The organism is Streptomyces bugieae (assembly GCF_036352915.1).
Classification (GTDB): domain Bacteria; phylum Actinomycetota; class Actinomycetes; order Streptomycetales; family Streptomycetaceae; genus Streptomyces; species Streptomyces endophytica.
The window spans coordinates 1-16,564 of the sequence record NZ_JAZBJP010000014.1; the positions used below are offsets into that span (position 1 = coordinate 1).

Below are 16,564 nucleotides of genomic sequence, written 5' to 3' on the forward strand. Positions count from 1 at the left end.
TTGTGCAGGAAGTTCTCTGTCAGGAGTTCCGCCAGCCGTCCTTCGAGGTGGGTGCGGTCGGCCAGCGATGCCGCAGACTCACGGAACAGCAAGAAAACGCCCCCAGGCAGCACGAAGTGACTCGTGCGGGTGGGGGCATGTCCTTCTGTTCCGCGAACGCGGAGCGGAAGCCCGTCGGGCCGCTGAGATGATCCCAACCATCCTAGAACAGGGGGTTGCTCCCGGCCCCGGACAGGTGCATTCCGTCATCTGGCGAGGAGGGTGCTCGGTCGGTCCTCGGTTGGGGCCCGTGTGGGTTCCTGGGGGCCACTGCGACGCGCCCCCCCCCCCGAAAGAGCGTGAACGTGGTGTCGCGCATCCTGGGCCAGTGCGGCAGGCCCAGGCGGAGAACTTGAGCCCGTGCACGGCGCCGGAGGTCGACGCACGGAAGCGCGCGTGCTGCACTGCCGTCGGCCGCCGGATGGTTGGCGGGCAATCCGGCGGGGATATCCCCGCCCGCAGGCGCACGTAGCTAACCCGTCGCGCCGTCATCGGTGGCTCGTGGTCGAGGCTTCCGCTGTTTCTTGGTGAGCGGTCATGTCCCTAAGATCACCGCATCGGTTGCGGCCCGACGGGCTTCCTACGCGGACATGCCCCCACCCGCACGAGTCACTCGTGCCCTGGGGGAACCACCTCGTGTCCATGCTCCTGTTGAAACTGGCAGCTCAGGATCTGCTTGCCCTGAACGCAAGACGTCGTATGGTGCCGCACCTCGCTGCCAGGTGGCGGCACTTTCGAGGGACTGACGCTTCGCTGACGGAACGTTCCGCATGGGCGGAAAGCTTGGTGAGCCTCGCTGAGGACCTGGTCGCCGCCGGTCGAGGGAGGGTCGAGATGATCGTCGAGTGCGCTGCCACACTCCATGAGACCGACCGGCCGGGTGATCCTCGACTCATCGATGTCGTACTCGTAGGCCATCATCCGGAGGGGGGCCTGTCCGTTCAACTCGTCGAGTTGAAGCGCTGGTCGATGGTGACCAGAGTGGAACAGGCGACTGCGGAGCTGGTGCACGTACCGGGGATGGGCAGGAAGAAGCACCCGGCCGTTCAACTTCGCGAATACTACGAGGCTTTTACGAGCAGCAGCGGGCCGCTCAACGGGCTCGACTTCGAATGCGGTGGTTTCGCGTACCTGCACAAGGCCACGGAGGCCTCCGTACGCGCCCTGATTGACGTAGATGCACCGACCGGGGCATACGCCTCTGTGTACACGGAGGACCGGCGCGAACAGCTGCTGTCCGACCTCCGGAAAAGCTTCACCGACCACGGTGGCGCCTCCGCGGCCGAAATACTTCTGCAGAGCATGGGCCTGCGCAATACACCCCTGCTCGATGCCATGATCTGGTCCCGCGGAGAGGACACCGTATTCACCCTGCGCGGGCGACAGAAGAAGGTCGCTGATCAGATCCTGGACGCGGCTTCGAAGGTGCTTCCGGATCCTCAGCGTCCTGCCCTCGTCCCGGACGAGCGGCGCGTGATCTTCCTGGTGACCGGTGGTGCCGGCACCGGGAAGAGCGCCATCGGCCTCCAGGTCAAGGCGGAGCTGGAGGCCCAAGGGCGGACGGTCAAGTACGCCAGCGGCAGCAGGGCCTTCAACGGCGCGATCCAGGAACACGTAGGGTACGGCGACCGGAAGTTCCGGGAGAGCTTCACCTACTTCAGCAGCTTCGTCACCCCACCGGACCCGCCGCTCGACGTGCTCATCTGCGACGAGGCGCACCGCCTGCGGGACCGCTCGACCAGCCGTTTCTGGAAGCCGGAACAACAGGGCACACGACCACAGGTGGACGAGCTTCTCGACGCGTCTCGCTTGACGGTGTTCTTCCTGGACGAGGGCCAGTCCGTGCGGCCGAACGAGGTCGGCACCGTCGGTCTCATCAAGGACGCGGCGGAACGGCGCAATGCCCGACTCGTCAGGTACCGCCTCCGGGAACAGTTTCGGTGCGGCGGCAGCGACGCCTACATCCGCTGGGTACGCGCCGTCCTCGGGGTGACGGACGAGGTGCCGGAGCAGTGGACACCGGACGGGCTGATGCACGTCGAGGTGGCGGACACCCCAGAGGAACTCGAGCGCATTATTCGAGCCGAAGCGCTGGCCGGAGCGTCCGCGCGCATGGTCGCGGGCTACTGCTGGCCCTGGACGAAGCCGCTCGGCGAGGAGAAGCGGTTGGAGACGGACGTCCGCATCGGTGACTGGCAGAGGAAGTGGAACGCGGACAGCGACACCTTCTGCGAGAACGACGCACCACCGTCGAAGATCTGGTCCGTGCACGAGAATGGCATCGACCAGATTGGCTGTGTCTACACAGCGCAGGGCCTCGAATGGGATTGGTGCGGCGTGATCATGGGTGAGGACATGGTGCGCCGCGACGGCCAATGGGTGTTCCGTCGGGGCAAGGAGCGCAAGGGTCTGGAGCCGGGCGTCAAGCGCGTCGCCGTGCCCGGATCGTTCGACCCGAAGGTGAAGGCCAGCAGCGTCGATGACGCCGAGTTCGCCAGACTCGTCCGCCACGCTTACCACGTGTTGATGACCCGGGCCAGCCGTGCGATGGTGCTCTACTCCACTGACGAGGAGACACGGGCTTACCTGAAGGACCTCACCGGTGAGCTACAGATCCATGGGCTTCGTCCCACCTGGGAGAACCTGCCGCAGGAGGCACGCATACCGCACCTGCCTCGGCCCCGGCGAGGGAAGCGCCCCCGGAGGAATCGGAGTAGGCCGGATAGTCACGGCCAGGATCTGCGACTGTTCTGAAGGACGCCATCGACGACAGGGAGTGGCGGGCTCTCCGGGCCCGCCACTTGCCTGTCAGGAGAGCAGGCGCGCTGCCGCGGTCAGGGCCGTCACCAAGAGATTGGCGATGACACCTACGGCGACGTCGAACAGGATCTCGCGAAGCCAGTAGCGACGTGCAGACTTGTACTCGACGGGTTTCATGCGTAACCACTCCTCGACGTGAACTGGAAGTGGCAGGGATCGCCCTACCGGGCATCCGCACTCACACCACGTGCAGCACGCGATGGAAACCACTTGTCAGTCACAGCCGGGGATCGGCACGCAACGCCGCCGACGTACCCTCCGGGAAGGTGCGCAGCACGAACAACCCTAGTACAGGCAGGTGTTGAGCGTGATCGATTTCTCGTCCCGTGACCAGCACGGTCGCACAGGCGGCACGCACAGCGAGGTGACGGTTTATGGCTCACATGCCTGGAGCGTGGTCGCACCGGCGGCCGTCAGCCAGGCAGAAAAGCATCGTCGCAGAACGGCTTCGCCATGACGGCCTGGTCGAAGGTTCCTCCTGGGCGATCTCGCTTGCGAACCCCGCAAACACTGTGGGGGAGTGAAACCAGTTGGAACGTGTTCCGCACCGTGCGGCGGTCGGTGCTTTCTACGGCGCGATTCATGACGGCACCTCATCATGGCCATCCGGCAGCGGTGGTGGCGACAAAAGGCAGTTCGACGAGGTTTGCTGCCCAGGGGTTTCCCGCTGAACACCGTTCAGCTTTCTTGTTGCAGTTGATGAGCCGGGCGTTCCTCTCCGCGCGATGCACCACAGGTCTCGACTTTCTTGCCTCGCGCCGCATTGATGACTCGGGCAACCACCCTCCTGACCTCCCCATATAGCTCCCAGTAAGCACCGACGCACCGGTCGTTTTTTTGCTCAATGGTGAACGGGGAGCCGGGAGTTCGGAGGTGATTCGGGCTTACAGTCCTGTTTGACCGGCTCGACGACATTGTTCTGAGGCGAGAGACGTTCTCTGAAGGAACGGGGGATCACGGTGCTGGAGGCAGCGCAGTTATCGCAGGTGAACGGCCAGGCGCAGGTGGACGGCCGAGAGCAGGCGAGCAGTCAGTGGCAGGCGCACCGTCAAGGACAGGCACACGGGAGGGGTCTTCATGCCTCGCATGAGAGCGCTCACGGGCACGGCGGGAGCGTTCACGCGTACCGGGCGCCGGGGGTGCCGGGCGAGTCGTTAGCGCGGCCCGTGGTGCGGGTCATGTTGGTGGCGGAGCAGTCGGTGACGCGGGCCGGGTTGCGGTCGATATTGACCGCGGCGCCGGAGTTACGCGTGGTCAGTAGTTTCGGGAATCCGAAGAAGGCTGTTGAGGCGTCGCGCGAGGAGCAGCCCGAGGTGATCCTCGTCGGTACGCGGGAGGGGCTGACCGCGGATGCGGCGGCCGCGCAGCGGCTGGTGTCGGTGAACGGGGCGCCGGGGGCGAAGGCGATACTGCTGCACCCCGCGGAGACCAGTGTGGAGGTCTCGCAGGTCCTCACGGGGGGCGTGCACGGATGCATCGATCCGGCGGTGGATGAGGAGCAGATCATTCGCGCGGTGACGACCGTGGCGCTGGGCGGTGCGGTGTTCCTGCCGGCGCCCAAGGTGCAGCCGGTCGAGCTGACGCTGGCGATCGACGGGCCCAGTCCGGCCGAGGCCAGTCTGACCGAGCGGGAGCGGGCGGTGCTGGGCAAGCTCGCGCGGGGGTTGAGCAACGCGGAGATCGCCACGGAGCTGTTCCTGGCGGAGGCCACCGTCAAGAAGCATCTGACGCAGGCCATGCGGAAGATCGGGCAGCCGGACCGGTTGCGGGCCGGGCTGTACGCCTACCAGCACGGGATTTTCGGGTAGTTGACCGTCGGCATGGTTGGCACCTGAGGGGCGTGCCCGGCGACCATCGGAGCGGGTGCCGGTGACGATCGGGGGACCGGCCCGCAGCCGGACAGGCTGCGGGCCGGGCCGTACGGCCACCCGCGCGGCATTTTCGGGTGGTTGGGGCCGAGGTGGGTGGCGCCCGGCGGCGGCCCGGCGGGCGACCATCGGAGCAGCGGCCGGTGACGATCGAGGAACCGCAAGTCTCCGAAGGTGTGTTCTGTCAGGTGTCAACCAGCGGTTAATTTTGTTTCGCTCTTTCGGTTCGGCCGGCTGCCCGATATAGGCGGCCGGTGGGCCGTATCTCGCCATACAAACAGCGGGGGTCCCGTTGAGCGACTACACCGTCAGCCATGTCGAATTCCATGTCGGGGATGCCCGGCAAGCCGCCTATTACTACCGCACCGCATTCGGGTTCGAAACGTTAGCCGAAGGGGGTCCGGAAACCGGGCTCGCGGACCGCAGGTCCATTCTTCTCGGGCAGGGGGACATTCGCCTCCTGATGACCTCCGATCTGACCGCCGACGGGCCGGTGGCCCGCTATGTGGCGCGCCACGGTGACGGCGTGGCCAATATCGCGCTGCGGACCGGGGACGCCGAGGGCGTGTTCCGGCGGGCCGTCGAGTGGGGGGCGGAGGTGGTGGCCGAGCCGGCCGAGGTCCAGTACGAGGACGGCTCCGTTGCCGTGTCCGCCGCGGTCAGAGCCTTCGGGGACACCGTGCACACCTTCGTGCAGTACGCGGACGCGGGCCGGCAGTTGCCGCATCCTCGGCTGCGGTGGACGGATGCGGATGCGGAGGCCGGCGCGCAGATCGCCGGCGGCGAAGCGCAGTTGCATTCGCTCGATCATTTCGCCGTGTGCCTTCCGGCCGGTGAACTCGCCAAAACCGTGGCCTTTTACGAAAAGGGTCTCGGATTCGACGAGGCGTTTGAGGAGTTCATCGAAGTCGGGGACCAGGCGATGGAATCCAAGGTGGTGCGCAGCCCGTCCGGGGCCGTCACCTTGACGTTCCTGGAGCCCGATGTGCGGCGTAAGCCGGGGCAGATCGACACCTTCCTCGACGCGCACGGCGGCGCCGGCGTGCAGCATCTGGCATTCGGTACGTCGGATATCGCCGCCGCCGTACCGCACATCGCCGCGCAGGGGGTGGAATTCCTGCACACGCCCGCCACGTACTACGACGCGGTGGAGGGCCGGGTCGGCTCCCTCGGGGGCGACCTGGAGGTGCTGCGCGACCTGTGCGTGCTCGCCGACCGCGACGACTGGGGGCTGCTGTACCAGATCTTCACCCGCTCGCCGCACGCCCGCGGCACGTTCTTCCTCGAACTCATCGAGCGGCGCGGCGCGCAGACCTTCGGCAGCGGCAACATCAAGGGCCTCTACGAGGCGGTCGAGCGGGCCCAGGCCCTCACCGGCGCTCAATGACTGACACCGGCACCGATCCAGTCACCGGCACGGATCCAGTCACCGGCACCGATCCAGCCACTGACGCCGACCCCGCCACCGACGCCGCCCCCCGGCCGCTGACCGTCGGCGGGTACGCCGCGCTCGCCAAGGACCGGCTGCCCGCCGCGACATGGCACTACTTCCAGGGCGGCGCCGGTACGGAGAGCACCGTTCGGGCCAACCGCGCCGCGTACCGTCAGGTCCGTCTGCGGCCCCGGGTGCTGGCCGATGTCTCCCGGTGTGATCTGTCGACCACGGTGCTGGGGGATCCCATCGGCGCACCCCTGGGTGTCGCGCCGATGGCCTACCACCAACTGGCCTGTGCGGACGGCGAAGTGGCCACCGTGCGGGCCGCCGGTGGGTCGGGGCTGCGGGTTCCGACCATTGTCAGCATCTTCGCCAGCCGGACCTTCGAGGACCTCGCCGCCGAGGCCACCGGACCGCTCTGGCTGCAGCTCTACTGGCTGCACCGGCGGGACGTGCTGCGCACGGTGGTGCGGCGCGCGGAGGCCGCCGGGTTCCGCGCGCTGGTGCTCACCGTGGACACCCCGCGGCTCGGCAGACGGCTGCGCGAGGTGCGGCACGGCTTCCACCTGCCCCCGGGCATCGCCGCCCGCAACCTGGACGGCGAGGTCACCGGATTCCTGCACGACCGGCAGGACGGCAGCTCCGCCCTGGCCCGGCACGCCGACGCCTTCATCGACCCCTCGCTGAGCTGGTCCGACCTGGACTGGCTGCGGGAGCAGACCCGGCTGCCGCTCGTCCTCAAGGGCGTCCTCACCGCCGAGGACGCGGCCCGCGCCGCCGGGCTCGGCATCGACGGGATCGTGGTGTCCAACCACGGCGGCCGCCAACTCGACGGCTCCGTCGCCACGTTGGACGCGCTGCCGGAGGTCGTGGCGGCGGTCGGCGGCCGCTGCCCGGTGTTCCTCGACGGGGGCATCCGGCACGGGACCGACGTGCTGAAGGCGCTGGCGCTGGGTGCCCGGGCGGTCTTCGTCGGCAGACCCGTGCTGTGGGGACTGGCCGCCGACGGAGAGGCCGGGGCGCGCGAGGTGCTCACCCTGCTGCGGGACGAACTGGAGGACGCCATGGCGCTGGCCGGCCGACCCTCCCTCGCCGCCCTCGGCCCGGAGCTGCTGGCCCGCGGCCCGGCCGCGGCGGCACCGAACGAATCGTACGAGGACCCGGATCTTCGGAAAGGACCATGATGACCACCGAGCCGTTCCAGCTCAGCGACCACGACCGGGCGTTGCTGCCCTCCGACGACGACGTGCAGTTCTACCAGGAGCACGGCTGGTACCTGTCGAAGAAGCTGCTGACCGACGACGAGGTCGACACGCTCGTGGAGGCCAGTGAGCGGTTCTACGCCGGTCACCGGGACCGGACCCTCCCGGTCCGGCCGCCGCGGCTGGCGTACTGGGAGCCGGAGAAGGGCGACGTCCACCGGCACAACGACTACATCTTCTACGAGGACGACACGATCCGGAGCATCCTGTCCAAGCCGCTCATCGGGGCGGTCGCCGCGCGCATCGCGGAGACCAGCCAGATACGGCTGTGGAACAGCACCCTGATCTACAAGCCGCCGCGGCCCGAGGACGAGGGCAACATCGTGCCCTGGCACTTCGACCGGCACTACTGGCAGACCTGCACCTCCGACGAGATGCTGACCGCCTTCATCCCCTTCCACGACTGTGACGAGGAGATGGGCACCATCACCATGGTCGACGGCAGCCACCGGTGGAAGGAGATCGGCGGCAACGACGCGACCACCAAGCACTTCGCCGAGCGGGACCGTTCCGAACTCGACGAGATGCTGGAGGAGAACGCCGCCTTCAACAACGAGACGGTCCGCAAGGTGCCCGTCGTCATCCCGAAGGGGCACATCAGCTTCCATCACTGCCGCACCTACCACGGCAGCGGGCTCAACCGCAGCGACCGCCCGCGCCGGGCGATCTCGTTCCACCTCCAGGACCGCACGAACCAGTGGCGGCCGTTCGAGATCTCCACCGGCGAGCGGGTCGTCTACAACAACGACGTCCTCGTCCGCAAGGACGCGAACGGCAACCCCGACTACCAGGACCCGGACTTCTGCCCGGTGCTCTGGCAGGAGCAGGCGTAATGCCGCGGCCCGGACCGGACGCCGAGCTCAGGCCGGCCGATCTGCACGCGTCCCTCTCGGACCCGCTGCTCGAGGTGATGAACTTCCTCAACGAGGTCACGCTGCGGTACCCCGAGGCGATCTCGTTCGGTCCGGGCCGCCCCTACGACGGGTTCTTCGAGGTGGACCGGATCGGCGGCTACCTCGACACCTACACGCGTCACCTGGAGCAGGACCTCGGCCGCTCACCCGAGGAGGTGCGCACCGCGCTGTTCCAGTACGGGCGCACCAACGGCCAGATCCACGACCTGGTGGCCCGGACGATCGCGCACGACGACGGCATCCACACCGACCCGTCGGCCGTCGTGGTCACCGTCGGCTGCCAGGAGGCGATGCTCCTGGTCCTGCGGGCGCTGATCGCCGGCCCGGACGACGTCCTGCTGGTCACCGACCCCGGCTACGTCGGCATCACGGGCGCCGCGCGGCTGCTGGACGCCGCGACCGTCCCGGTGCCCGAGGACGCCACCGGTCTGGACCTCGACGCCCTGCGCGCCACCGTCCGGGAGCTCCGCGCCCGGGGCAAGCGGCCGCGCGCGGTGTACGTGATCCCCGACTTCGCCAATCCCTCCGGGGCGTCCATGCCCACCGAGAAGCGGCACGCGCTGCTCGATCTCGCGGCGGAGGAGGACCTGTTGCTGCTGGAGGACAACCCGTACGGGTTCTTCAGCCGCACCGGGGAGCAGCGGCCCACCCTGAAGTCCCTGGACACCCGGCACCGGGTGATCTACTTCGGCTCGTTCGCCAAGACCTGCTTCCCGGGTGCCCGGGTCGGCTACGTCATCGCCGACCAGCCGGTCATCGGTGAGAACGGCGAGCGCACCCTGCTCGCCGACGAACTGTCCAAGATCAAGAGCATGGTCACGGTGAACACCCCGGCGATCGCCCAGGCGGCCATCGGGGGCATGCTGCTCGCCCACGGGTGCCGGCTGCGCGACGCCAACAAGGACCTCATCGAGTTCTACCGCGGCAACATGGAGGCGCTGCTGGCCGCCCTCGCGCGCCACCTGCCGCAGGACCGGTGGGGGGTGCGGTGGAACGTGCCGGACGGCGGGTTCTTCCTCGTCCTGACCCTGCCGTTCGCCGCCGACAACGCCTTCCTGGAGGAGTCGGCCCGCGACCACGGCGTCATCTGGACCCCGATGAGCTACTTCTACCTGGGCGACGGCGGAGAGCGGCAACTACGGCTGTCGGCCAGCTATTTGACGCCCGAGCGGATCGAGGAAGGGGTGCGCCGGCTGGCCGCGCACATCATCCAGCGGATCACCCGGGGACAGTAGATGACCGCGAACGCACTGCGCACCGTCGCCGTCGTCGGCACCGGGCTCATCGGCACCTCCGTCGCCCTCGCCCTGGCGGCGCGGGGCATCACCACGCATCTCATCGACCGGGACGGCGCCGCGGCCCGCACCGCCGCCGCGCTGGGCGCCGGGACGGCCGGCGCACCGCCCGGACCGGTGGACCTCGCGGTGCTCGCCGTACCGCCCGGGAGCGTGGCCGGTGTCCTGGAGGAGCACCAGAAGAACGGTCTGGCGCGGGCGTACACCGACGTCGGCAGCGTGAAGGGGCCGCCGCTGGACGAGATCGCGGCCCGCGGCGGTGACCTGGCCTCCTTCGTCGGCGGACACCCCATGGCGGGGCGGGAACGCTCGGGTCCGCTGGCGGCCCGGGCCGAGCTGTTCGAGGGCCGGCCCTGGGTGCTCACGCCCGACCCGGCGACCGAACCGGCCGTGCTGGGGCGGGCGCTGGAACTGGTCCGGCTGTGCGGCGGGACGCCGGTCGTCCTCGACGCCGAGGCCCATGACCACGCCGTCGCGCTCATTTCCCATGTTCCGCACCTCCTCGCCACGTTGTTGGCGGCCCGGCTGGACGACGGGGAAGAGGTGGCGCTGCGGCTCGCCGGCCAGGGGCTGCGCGACGTCACCCGGATCGCCGCGGGCGACGCCGGACTGTGGACGGACATCCTGGCGACCAACGCGGAGGCCGTGGCGGCCGTGCTGGACGGGCTGGCCGGCGACCTGGACGCCGTGCGCCGCGCGCTGCGCGAGCCGGCTCCGGCGGAGCTGACCGCGCTGCTCGAACGAGGCAACGCGGGATATGCCCGGATCCCCGGCAAACACGGCGGAACTGCCGTAGCGTACAGATCAGTTCGGGTGGTCCTGCGCGACCGGACGGGTGAGCTGGCCCGACTGCTCTCCGCCGCCTCGGCGGTGGGGGCGAACATCGAGGACGTCCGCCTGGAGCACGCCACGGACGGCTCCGCCGGACTGGCGGAACTCCTGGTGGCGGACGGCTCGGCCGACACACTCACGGCCGAACTCCGGCGCCGCGAGTGGACCGTCCACGCCTAGCGCGCCGCGCGTGACCCCCGAGCCGTACCGGGCCGGACCGGCCCTCGTCGAGCGAATCCAGGAGTACGACCGTGCGGGCAGCAGTGATGTTCGGGGCAGGGGACGTCCAGGTGAAGGAGGTGCCCGACGCCCGGATCGACCGGCCGACCGACGCCGTGGTGCGGGTCACCCACGCCGCGATCTGCGGCAGCGACCTGTGGCGCTACGGGAAGATGCCGCCGAACCCGGACGGGGTGCGCCTCGGGCACGAATTCATCGGCGTGGTCGAGGAGACCGGCGCCGAGGTCACCTCGGTACGCCGCGGAGACCTCGTCCTCGCGCCCTTCAAGTGGTCCGACGGCCGTTGCGAGTTCTGCCGGGACGGGCTGCCCAACTCCTGCCTGAACGGCGGGTTCTGGGGCGGGGAGCTGGACGGCGGCCAGGGCGAGGCGGTCCGCGTCCCGCAGGCCGACGGCACGCTCCTCCCGCTCCCGATGGAGCCGGACGACCCCCGGGTGCCGGCGGTGCTGGCCCTGTCCGACGTGCTGTGCACGGGGCACCACGCGGCGCGCGCCGCGCAGGTCGGCCCGGGCCGGACGGTCGCCGTGGTGGGGGACGGCGCGGTCGGCCTGTGCGGCGTGCTGGCCGCCTCCCGGCTGGGCGCGGAGCGCATCATCGTCCTCGGCCGGCACACCGCGCGGACGGACCTCGCGCGGCGGTTCGGCGCCGTGGAGGTGGTGCCGGAGCGCGGCACCGAGGCCGTCGAGCGGGTCAAGGAGCTCACCGGCGGCCACGGGGCGCACGCGGTGCTGGAGTGCGTCGGGACCGGCGCGGCCCTGCGGGACGCCCTGGACATGGCCCGCCCCGGCGGTGCCGTCGGCTACGTCGGCGTGCCCCAGGACGGCGACGGCGTCGACGCACGGCGCTTCTACCGCCGCAACGTCACCCTCGCCGGCGGCGTCGCCCCGGCCCGGGCCTACGCCCCCGAGCTCCTCCCCGACGTGCTGTCCGGACGTCTCGACGCGTCCGCGATCTTCGACCGCACCGTCGGGCTGGACGGCGTCCCGGACGGCTACAAGGCCATGGCCGAACGCGAGGCCCTCAAGGTGCTCATCCGCCCCTGAGGACCCGCCGCTCGTCTCGTTCCCGCGCCCCGCTTCCCGGCCGTACCGGGAAGCGGGGCGCACGTCGTCGGGCCGGCCGCCGTACCGCGTCAGCTCGCCGTCGAACCCCTCGTACTCAGCTCCCCGTTGAACACCGTCACCGCCTGCCCCAGCAGGGTCACCCGGTCACCGCGCAGCTCGACGCCCACCCGGCCGCCGCGCGGCGACAGTTGGAGGCCGGTCAGCTCGGTCCGGCCGAGCCGCTCGGACCAGAAGGGCGCCAGTACGCAGTGGGCGGCGCCGGTGACGGGGTCCTCGGGTATGCCGGCGGCCGGGGCGAAGACCCGGGAGACGAAGTCGTGGTCGGCGTCCGCCGGGGCGGCCGCGGTCACGATGACCGCTCGGCCGCTGAAGGCGGCCAGCGCGACGATGTCCGGGGCCAGGTCCCGTACCGCGGTGGCTTCCGCCAGCTCCACCAGCAGGTCGTGCCGGGCCCGGCCGGTCCACACCGGGTCGGTGCCCAGCGCCTTGGCCAGCCCCAACGGCACCGGCTCGGCGGTCGGCGGGTCCGCCGGGAAGTCCAGGGTGATGTCACCGAGGCCGTGCCGCCGAGCGGTGAGCACCCCGCTCAGCGTCTCGAAGCGCAGGGGGGAGTCATGGGCGGCGGCCCGCGTCGTGTGGAGCACATGGGCGGTGGCCAGGGTGGCGTGACCGCAGAGGTCCACCTCCACCGTCGGCGTGAACCACCGCAGCCCGTAGGAGTTCTGCCCGACACGGTGCACGAAAGCGGTTTCCGACAAATTCAGTTCGGCCGCGACCTGCTGCATCCAGGCCACATCGGCCGGCTTCTCCAGCAGACACACAGCGGCGGGATTACCGGCGAACGGCCGGTCGGTGAACGCATCGACGATGAAGGTGCGCATGGCTTGAAGCTACTGTCGGTAAGGCGCCAAGGGGTGAAATGAGGGCACTTGCCGCTGTTGGTACCGCATTCCGGCGCCCATCGGATCAGGGGGAACGGTCCGAGAGGAGCCTGTTTACCCCTCCACGCGATCACTAGGATTCAGATCCGAACGTCGAACCGCCGGCCACCGCCCCGGAATCGAGGCGGCGGGCCCAGGGGGCGCATTCCGCGTCCGGAAGGGCATGCATGCAGACCACGGAAGCCAAAGTCCCGCCCTTACTTCTCGCGGTGCTCATCTCCTTGAGCGTGGGCGGCCTGATGTCCTCCGACATCAACCTCCCCGGCCTGGCACAGACCGCCCACGCCCTGGGCACCTCCGTCTCCGCGGTCCAGGCGACCTTCAGCCCGTATCTGGTCGGCCTGCTCGTCGCCCAGCTCATCTACGGCCCCTGGTCCGACGCGATCGGCCGGCGGCGGCTCGTCATCGGCGGCTTCACGCTCTACGCGGTGGCCTCGCTCGGCTGCGCCCTCTCCCCGAACATCGCGGTCTTCGCCGGCGCGCGCCTCCTCCAGGCCCTCGGCGCGGGCGCCGGTCTCGTGCTGGCCCGGGCCATCGTCGGCGACCTCTACGGCCAGCAGACCGCGGCCCGCGTCTTCACCACGATCATGCCGGTGGTCGGCGCCTCACCGGCCATCTCCCCGCTCATGGGCGGCTATCTGACCACCTACCTCTCCTGGCGCGCGCCGTTCTTCCTGACCGCGCTGATCGCCCTGGTCACCGTGCTCGCCGTCGCACTCCGGGTGCCCGAGTCGCTGCCCGCGGAACGCCGCGCACGGCGGCTGCGCACGACGGTGGGGAACTACCGCCGGCTGCTGGTGAGCGGCAAATTCTGGGGCTACGGCCTCAACCTCGGTGTGGGGTACGCCGTTTACACCGGCTATCTGGTCGCCTCACCGGTGATCTTCCAGCGCCTGGGCATGAGCACCGAGATCAACGGCTACTGCTACATCAGCATCGCCGCCGCGTACATCACCGGTAACCTCGTCTCGCGCCGCCTGGTCAAGCGCCACTCCATCGACCGGCTGCTCGTCCGGGGGCACCTGATCTTCTCCAGCGGCGCCCTGGTGCTGCTGGCGGTGGGGCTGACCGATCCGCAGACGCCCTGGCCGCTGCTGGTGCTGATGACGGCCGTGACCATCGGCAACGGCTTCCTCTTCCCGATGTCCGTGGCGGGCGGGGTGACCTCCTTCCCCGCCATGGCCGGCGCCGCCTCCGGGCTGCTGGGGGCGGTCCAGATGGCCGGCGGCAGCTTCTCGTCCCTGGTCGTCAGCAAGATCCCGCCGGACATCAGGTCGTTCGCGATCCTGGTCGCGGTCCTCGCGCTGACCGGACTGACCGCATTCCACTGCCTCCGGGCCGTCACGGCCCGTTCCGCCACCGAACCCGAGGCACCGCAGACGGCCCCGCCCGCCGCGCCGGTGGCCTCCGCCACACCGACCGACGAATGACCACCACGTATTCACCTACGCAGGATTGAGGGGAAAGAAGCAATGGGACAGGTATCCCGCCGTCTGGAAGAACTCGGACTGACGCTGCCGCCGCTGCTGCCGAAGCTGGCGAATTACGTGCCGACGAAGACGGTCGGCGATCTCGTCTTCGTCTCCGGTCACGGCCCGCTGAATCCGGACGGCTCGGTGAAATACCGGGGACGCCTGGGCGCGGATTTCACCATCGACGAGGGCAAGGAAGCCGCCCGGCTCGTCACGCTGAACATCCTCTCCGCGCTCAACGCCGAACTCGGTGATCTCGACCGGATACGGGAATTCGTCAAACTGCTCGTGATGGTGCAGTCCGCCCCCGATTTCCAGGAACAGCACGTGGTCGCGGAGGGTGCCTCCGACCTCCTCACCGACGTCTTCGGCTCCGAGCGCGGCTCGCACGCCCGCTCCGCCGTCGGCATGATGGCCCTCCCCTTCGGCATCGCGGTCGAAATCGAGGCCGTGGTGCGCATCGACGCCTGACGCTCGCGCCGTGCGCCCTCTTCCGGGGCTCAACCGTCCCGGAAGAGGGTGAGCCACGGCAGCAGGTCCTCGCGGAGCTCGGGGTCGCGGACGCCGAGACCGTCCCGCGGCGCGAGGCAGCGGATGCCCACCTTCCCGTGGTGGCGGCCCGCCCGTACGGCGGCCACGGCGTCGGTGGTGGCCTCCAGGGGGTGGGTGACGGACAGCGGCGGATGGATGCGGCCCTTGAAAACCAGGCGGTTGGCCTCCCACGCCTCCCGGTTGCTGGCGAAGTGCGTACCGAGGATCCGCTTGAGCCCGGTCCACAGCGAGCGGTTGTCGTAGAGGTGCCCGGGGCCCGTGGTGGAGGCACAGGTGACCACGGTGCCGCCGCGCCGGACCGCGTACACCGAGGCGGCGAAGGTGTCCCGCCCCGGATGCTCGAAGACGATGTCGGGATCCTCCCCGCCGGTGAGGTCCCGCACGTGCCGGGCGAAGCGCCGCCACTCACCCGGGTCGGGGGTCTCCAGGGCCTTCCAGAACTGGTAGTCCTCGGCCGTGCGGTCGATGACGAGGTCCGCGCCCATCCCGTGGCACAGCGCGGCCTTCTCCGGCGACGAGACCACACACACCGGTGTGGCCCCGCCGGCCAGCGCGTACTGCGTGGCGAACGAACCCAGCCCGCCCGCCGCGCCCCAGATCAGAACGGTGTCCCCCTGCTTCATGGCCGCACCGTTGTGGGAGACGAGCTGCCGGTACGCCGTGGAGTTGACCAGCCCGCAGCAGGCGGCCTCCTCCCATGTCAGGTGCGGCGGCTTGGGCATCAGCTGGGTGGCCTTGACCAGCGCGAGCTCCGCCAGCCCGCCGAAGTTGGTCTCGTATCCCCAGACGCGCTGCGCCGGCGCGCGTATCGCGTCGTCCTGGCCGTCCAGCTCCACCACGAGGCAGTGCGCGACGACCTCGTCACCGGGCTGACAGTGGCTGACGCCGGGGCCGGTGCGCAGGACCACGCCGGAGAGGTCCGACCCCAGGACGTGGTACGGCAGGTCGTGCCGCCGCCCGGCCGGTGATCTGCGGGCGTACTCCGCCAGGAAGCGGAACGTCGGCTCCGGCTCGAACAGCGCGGACGCGATGGTGTGGTGGTTGACCGACGAGGCCATCACCGCGACCAGCACCTCGGCGTGGCCCGGCTCGGGGACCGGTACCTCGTCGAGGTGGAGCGAGGCACGCGGGTCGCGCTCCTCGTGCGGCACCCCGGTGAACAGCGCGGCGTCCGCACGGTGCACGGTCACCGCCCGGTATGTCCGCGGCAGGGGCAGAGCGGCGAGCTCCCGGGCCGTGACGTCCGGATCGAGCAGGGCGGCGACGAGCTCGTGCACGGTGCGGCTCCTCCCTGGCGGTGCCTCTTTCACGTGCCTTCACGCCGCCATGGAAGACCACACTTCCCGCCCGAGCCAGAAAAATCGCCCTAAACCACCCATAGGGGCAACAGTGCCCCGGTCCGTGACGGGGCCGCTCGGCACCTGCCCTTCACCGGGCGGCGGGCTCCGGAGTCCAGCGCAGGGTGAGGGCCGGCAGATTCTCCATGTTGCCGCTGCCGTCGTCGGTGCCCACGACCCGGAACCCGTGGTGCGCGTAGAACGCCCGCGCCTCCACGTTGAGTTGGAAGACGTGCAGGGTCAGCCCGTCCGGGGAGTGCTCCCGCGCCGCACCGAGCAGCCGGCTGCCGATGCCGGTCCGCCGGACGTCCGGCCGCAGATAGAGCTGATCGAGCAGCTCGCCGCGCACCGCGGCGTACCCGAGGATCTCCTCGCCCTGGACGGCGACGAGGGTGTGGCTCTCCGGCAGCACGATCTCGCGGATCCAGTACGTGACTTCGCCGTGCGAACGGCGCTGCGGCGGCAGATACGGCATGGTGTCCGCCCGGGACGCC

The 16,564-nt window shown here is 69.9% G+C and carries 14 protein-coding genes; 10 read left to right on the plus strand and 4 right to left on the minus strand.

Annotated features, from left to right (window positions below; genetic code table 11):
• Positions 1-681: 681 nt before the first annotated feature.
• The gene (locus V2J85_RS21680) at positions 682-2,793 is read left to right on the plus strand and encodes a DUF2075 domain-containing protein (protein WP_330822544.1); all 2,112 of its coding nucleotides are present in this window, start codon (positions 682-684) and stop codon (positions 2,791-2,793) included.
• 54 nt (positions 2,794-2,847) lie between these two features.
• Here V2J85_RS21680 and V2J85_RS21685 read toward each other — a convergent pair whose 3' ends face one another.
• Positions 2,848-2,976: a DUF6408 family protein gene (locus V2J85_RS21685; RefSeq protein ID WP_330822496.1), complete on the minus strand. Its 129-nt coding sequence runs from the start codon at positions 2,974-2,976 to the stop codon at positions 2,848-2,850.
• Positions 2,977-4,109: 1,133 nt separating this feature from the next.
• Here V2J85_RS21685 and V2J85_RS21690 point away from each other — a divergent pair.
• From V2J85_RS21690 to V2J85_RS21720, 7 genes are all read left to right on the plus strand, one after another.
• The gene (locus V2J85_RS21690; RefSeq protein WP_261955235.1) at positions 4,110-4,667 is read left to right on the plus strand and encodes a response regulator transcription factor; all 558 of its coding nucleotides are present in this window, start codon (positions 4,110-4,112) and stop codon (positions 4,665-4,667) included.
• Between the two features lie 352 nt (positions 4,668-5,019).
• The gene (gene hppD, locus V2J85_RS21695; RefSeq protein WP_261955234.1) at positions 5,020-6,114 is read left to right on the plus strand and encodes a 4-hydroxyphenylpyruvate dioxygenase; all 1,095 of its coding nucleotides are present in this window, start codon (positions 5,020-5,022) and stop codon (positions 6,112-6,114) included.
• A complete protein-coding gene (locus V2J85_RS21700) occupies positions 6,111-7,346 on the plus strand; it encodes an alpha-hydroxy acid oxidase (RefSeq protein ID WP_330822497.1) in 1,236 nt (411 codons plus the stop codon). The genes hppD and V2J85_RS21700 overlap by 4 nt, the downstream gene beginning before the upstream one ends.
• Positions 7,343-8,257, plus strand: a complete 915-nt coding sequence (locus tag V2J85_RS21705; protein WP_315975443.1) for a phytanoyl-CoA dioxygenase family protein — start codon at positions 7,343-7,345, stop codon at positions 8,255-8,257. The genes V2J85_RS21700 and V2J85_RS21705 overlap by 4 nt, the downstream gene beginning before the upstream one ends.
• Complete coding sequence (locus tag V2J85_RS21710; RefSeq protein ID WP_330822498.1) at positions 8,257-9,573, plus strand: aminotransferase-like domain-containing protein; 1,317 nt, start codon at positions 8,257-8,259, stop codon at positions 9,571-9,573. Before V2J85_RS21705 ends, V2J85_RS21710 begins: the two co-directional genes overlap by 1 nt.
• 15 nt (positions 9,574-9,588) lie before the next feature.
• Entirely contained in the window at positions 9,589-10,644 is a 1,056-nt protein-coding gene (locus V2J85_RS21715; protein WP_261957391.1) for a prephenate dehydrogenase, read from the plus strand.
• 71 nt (positions 10,645-10,715) lie between these two features.
• A complete protein-coding gene (locus V2J85_RS21720; protein WP_419836820.1) occupies positions 10,716-11,747 on the plus strand; it encodes a zinc-binding dehydrogenase in 1,032 nt (343 codons plus the stop codon).
• Positions 11,748-11,836: 89 nt separating this feature from the next.
• Here the strand turns inward: V2J85_RS21720 and V2J85_RS21725 are convergent, their stop codons facing one another.
• Positions 11,837-12,649, minus strand: a complete 813-nt coding sequence (locus V2J85_RS21725; protein WP_261955231.1) for a PhzF family phenazine biosynthesis protein — start codon at positions 12,647-12,649, stop codon at positions 11,837-11,839.
• A gap of 227 nt (positions 12,650-12,876) precedes the next feature.
• Between V2J85_RS21725 and V2J85_RS21730 the strand changes: the two genes are divergently transcribed.
• Entirely contained in the window at positions 12,877-14,139 is a 1,263-nt protein-coding gene (locus V2J85_RS21730) for a multidrug effflux MFS transporter (protein WP_330822499.1), read from the plus strand.
• A 42-nt stretch (positions 14,140-14,181) separates the two neighbouring features.
• Entirely contained in the window at positions 14,182-14,652 is a 471-nt protein-coding gene (locus V2J85_RS21735; RefSeq protein ID WP_261955229.1) for a RidA family protein, read from the plus strand.
• Positions 14,653-14,681: 29 nt separating this feature from the next.
• On the opposite strand, the gene ccrA is transcribed toward V2J85_RS21735, so the two are convergent.
• Both ccrA and V2J85_RS21745 read right to left on the minus strand, forming a co-directional pair.
• On the minus strand, positions 14,682-16,010 hold the full coding sequence (ccrA, locus tag V2J85_RS21740; protein ID WP_261955228.1) for a crotonyl-CoA carboxylase/reductase: 1,329 nt from the start codon (positions 16,008-16,010) through the stop codon (positions 14,682-14,684).
• Positions 16,011-16,161: 151 nt separating this feature from the next.
• Positions 16,162-16,545: a GNAT family N-acetyltransferase gene (locus V2J85_RS21745; protein ID WP_261955227.1), complete on the minus strand. Its 384-nt coding sequence runs from the start codon at positions 16,543-16,545 to the stop codon at positions 16,162-16,164.
• Between the last annotated feature and the right edge of the window lie 19 nt (positions 16,546-16,564).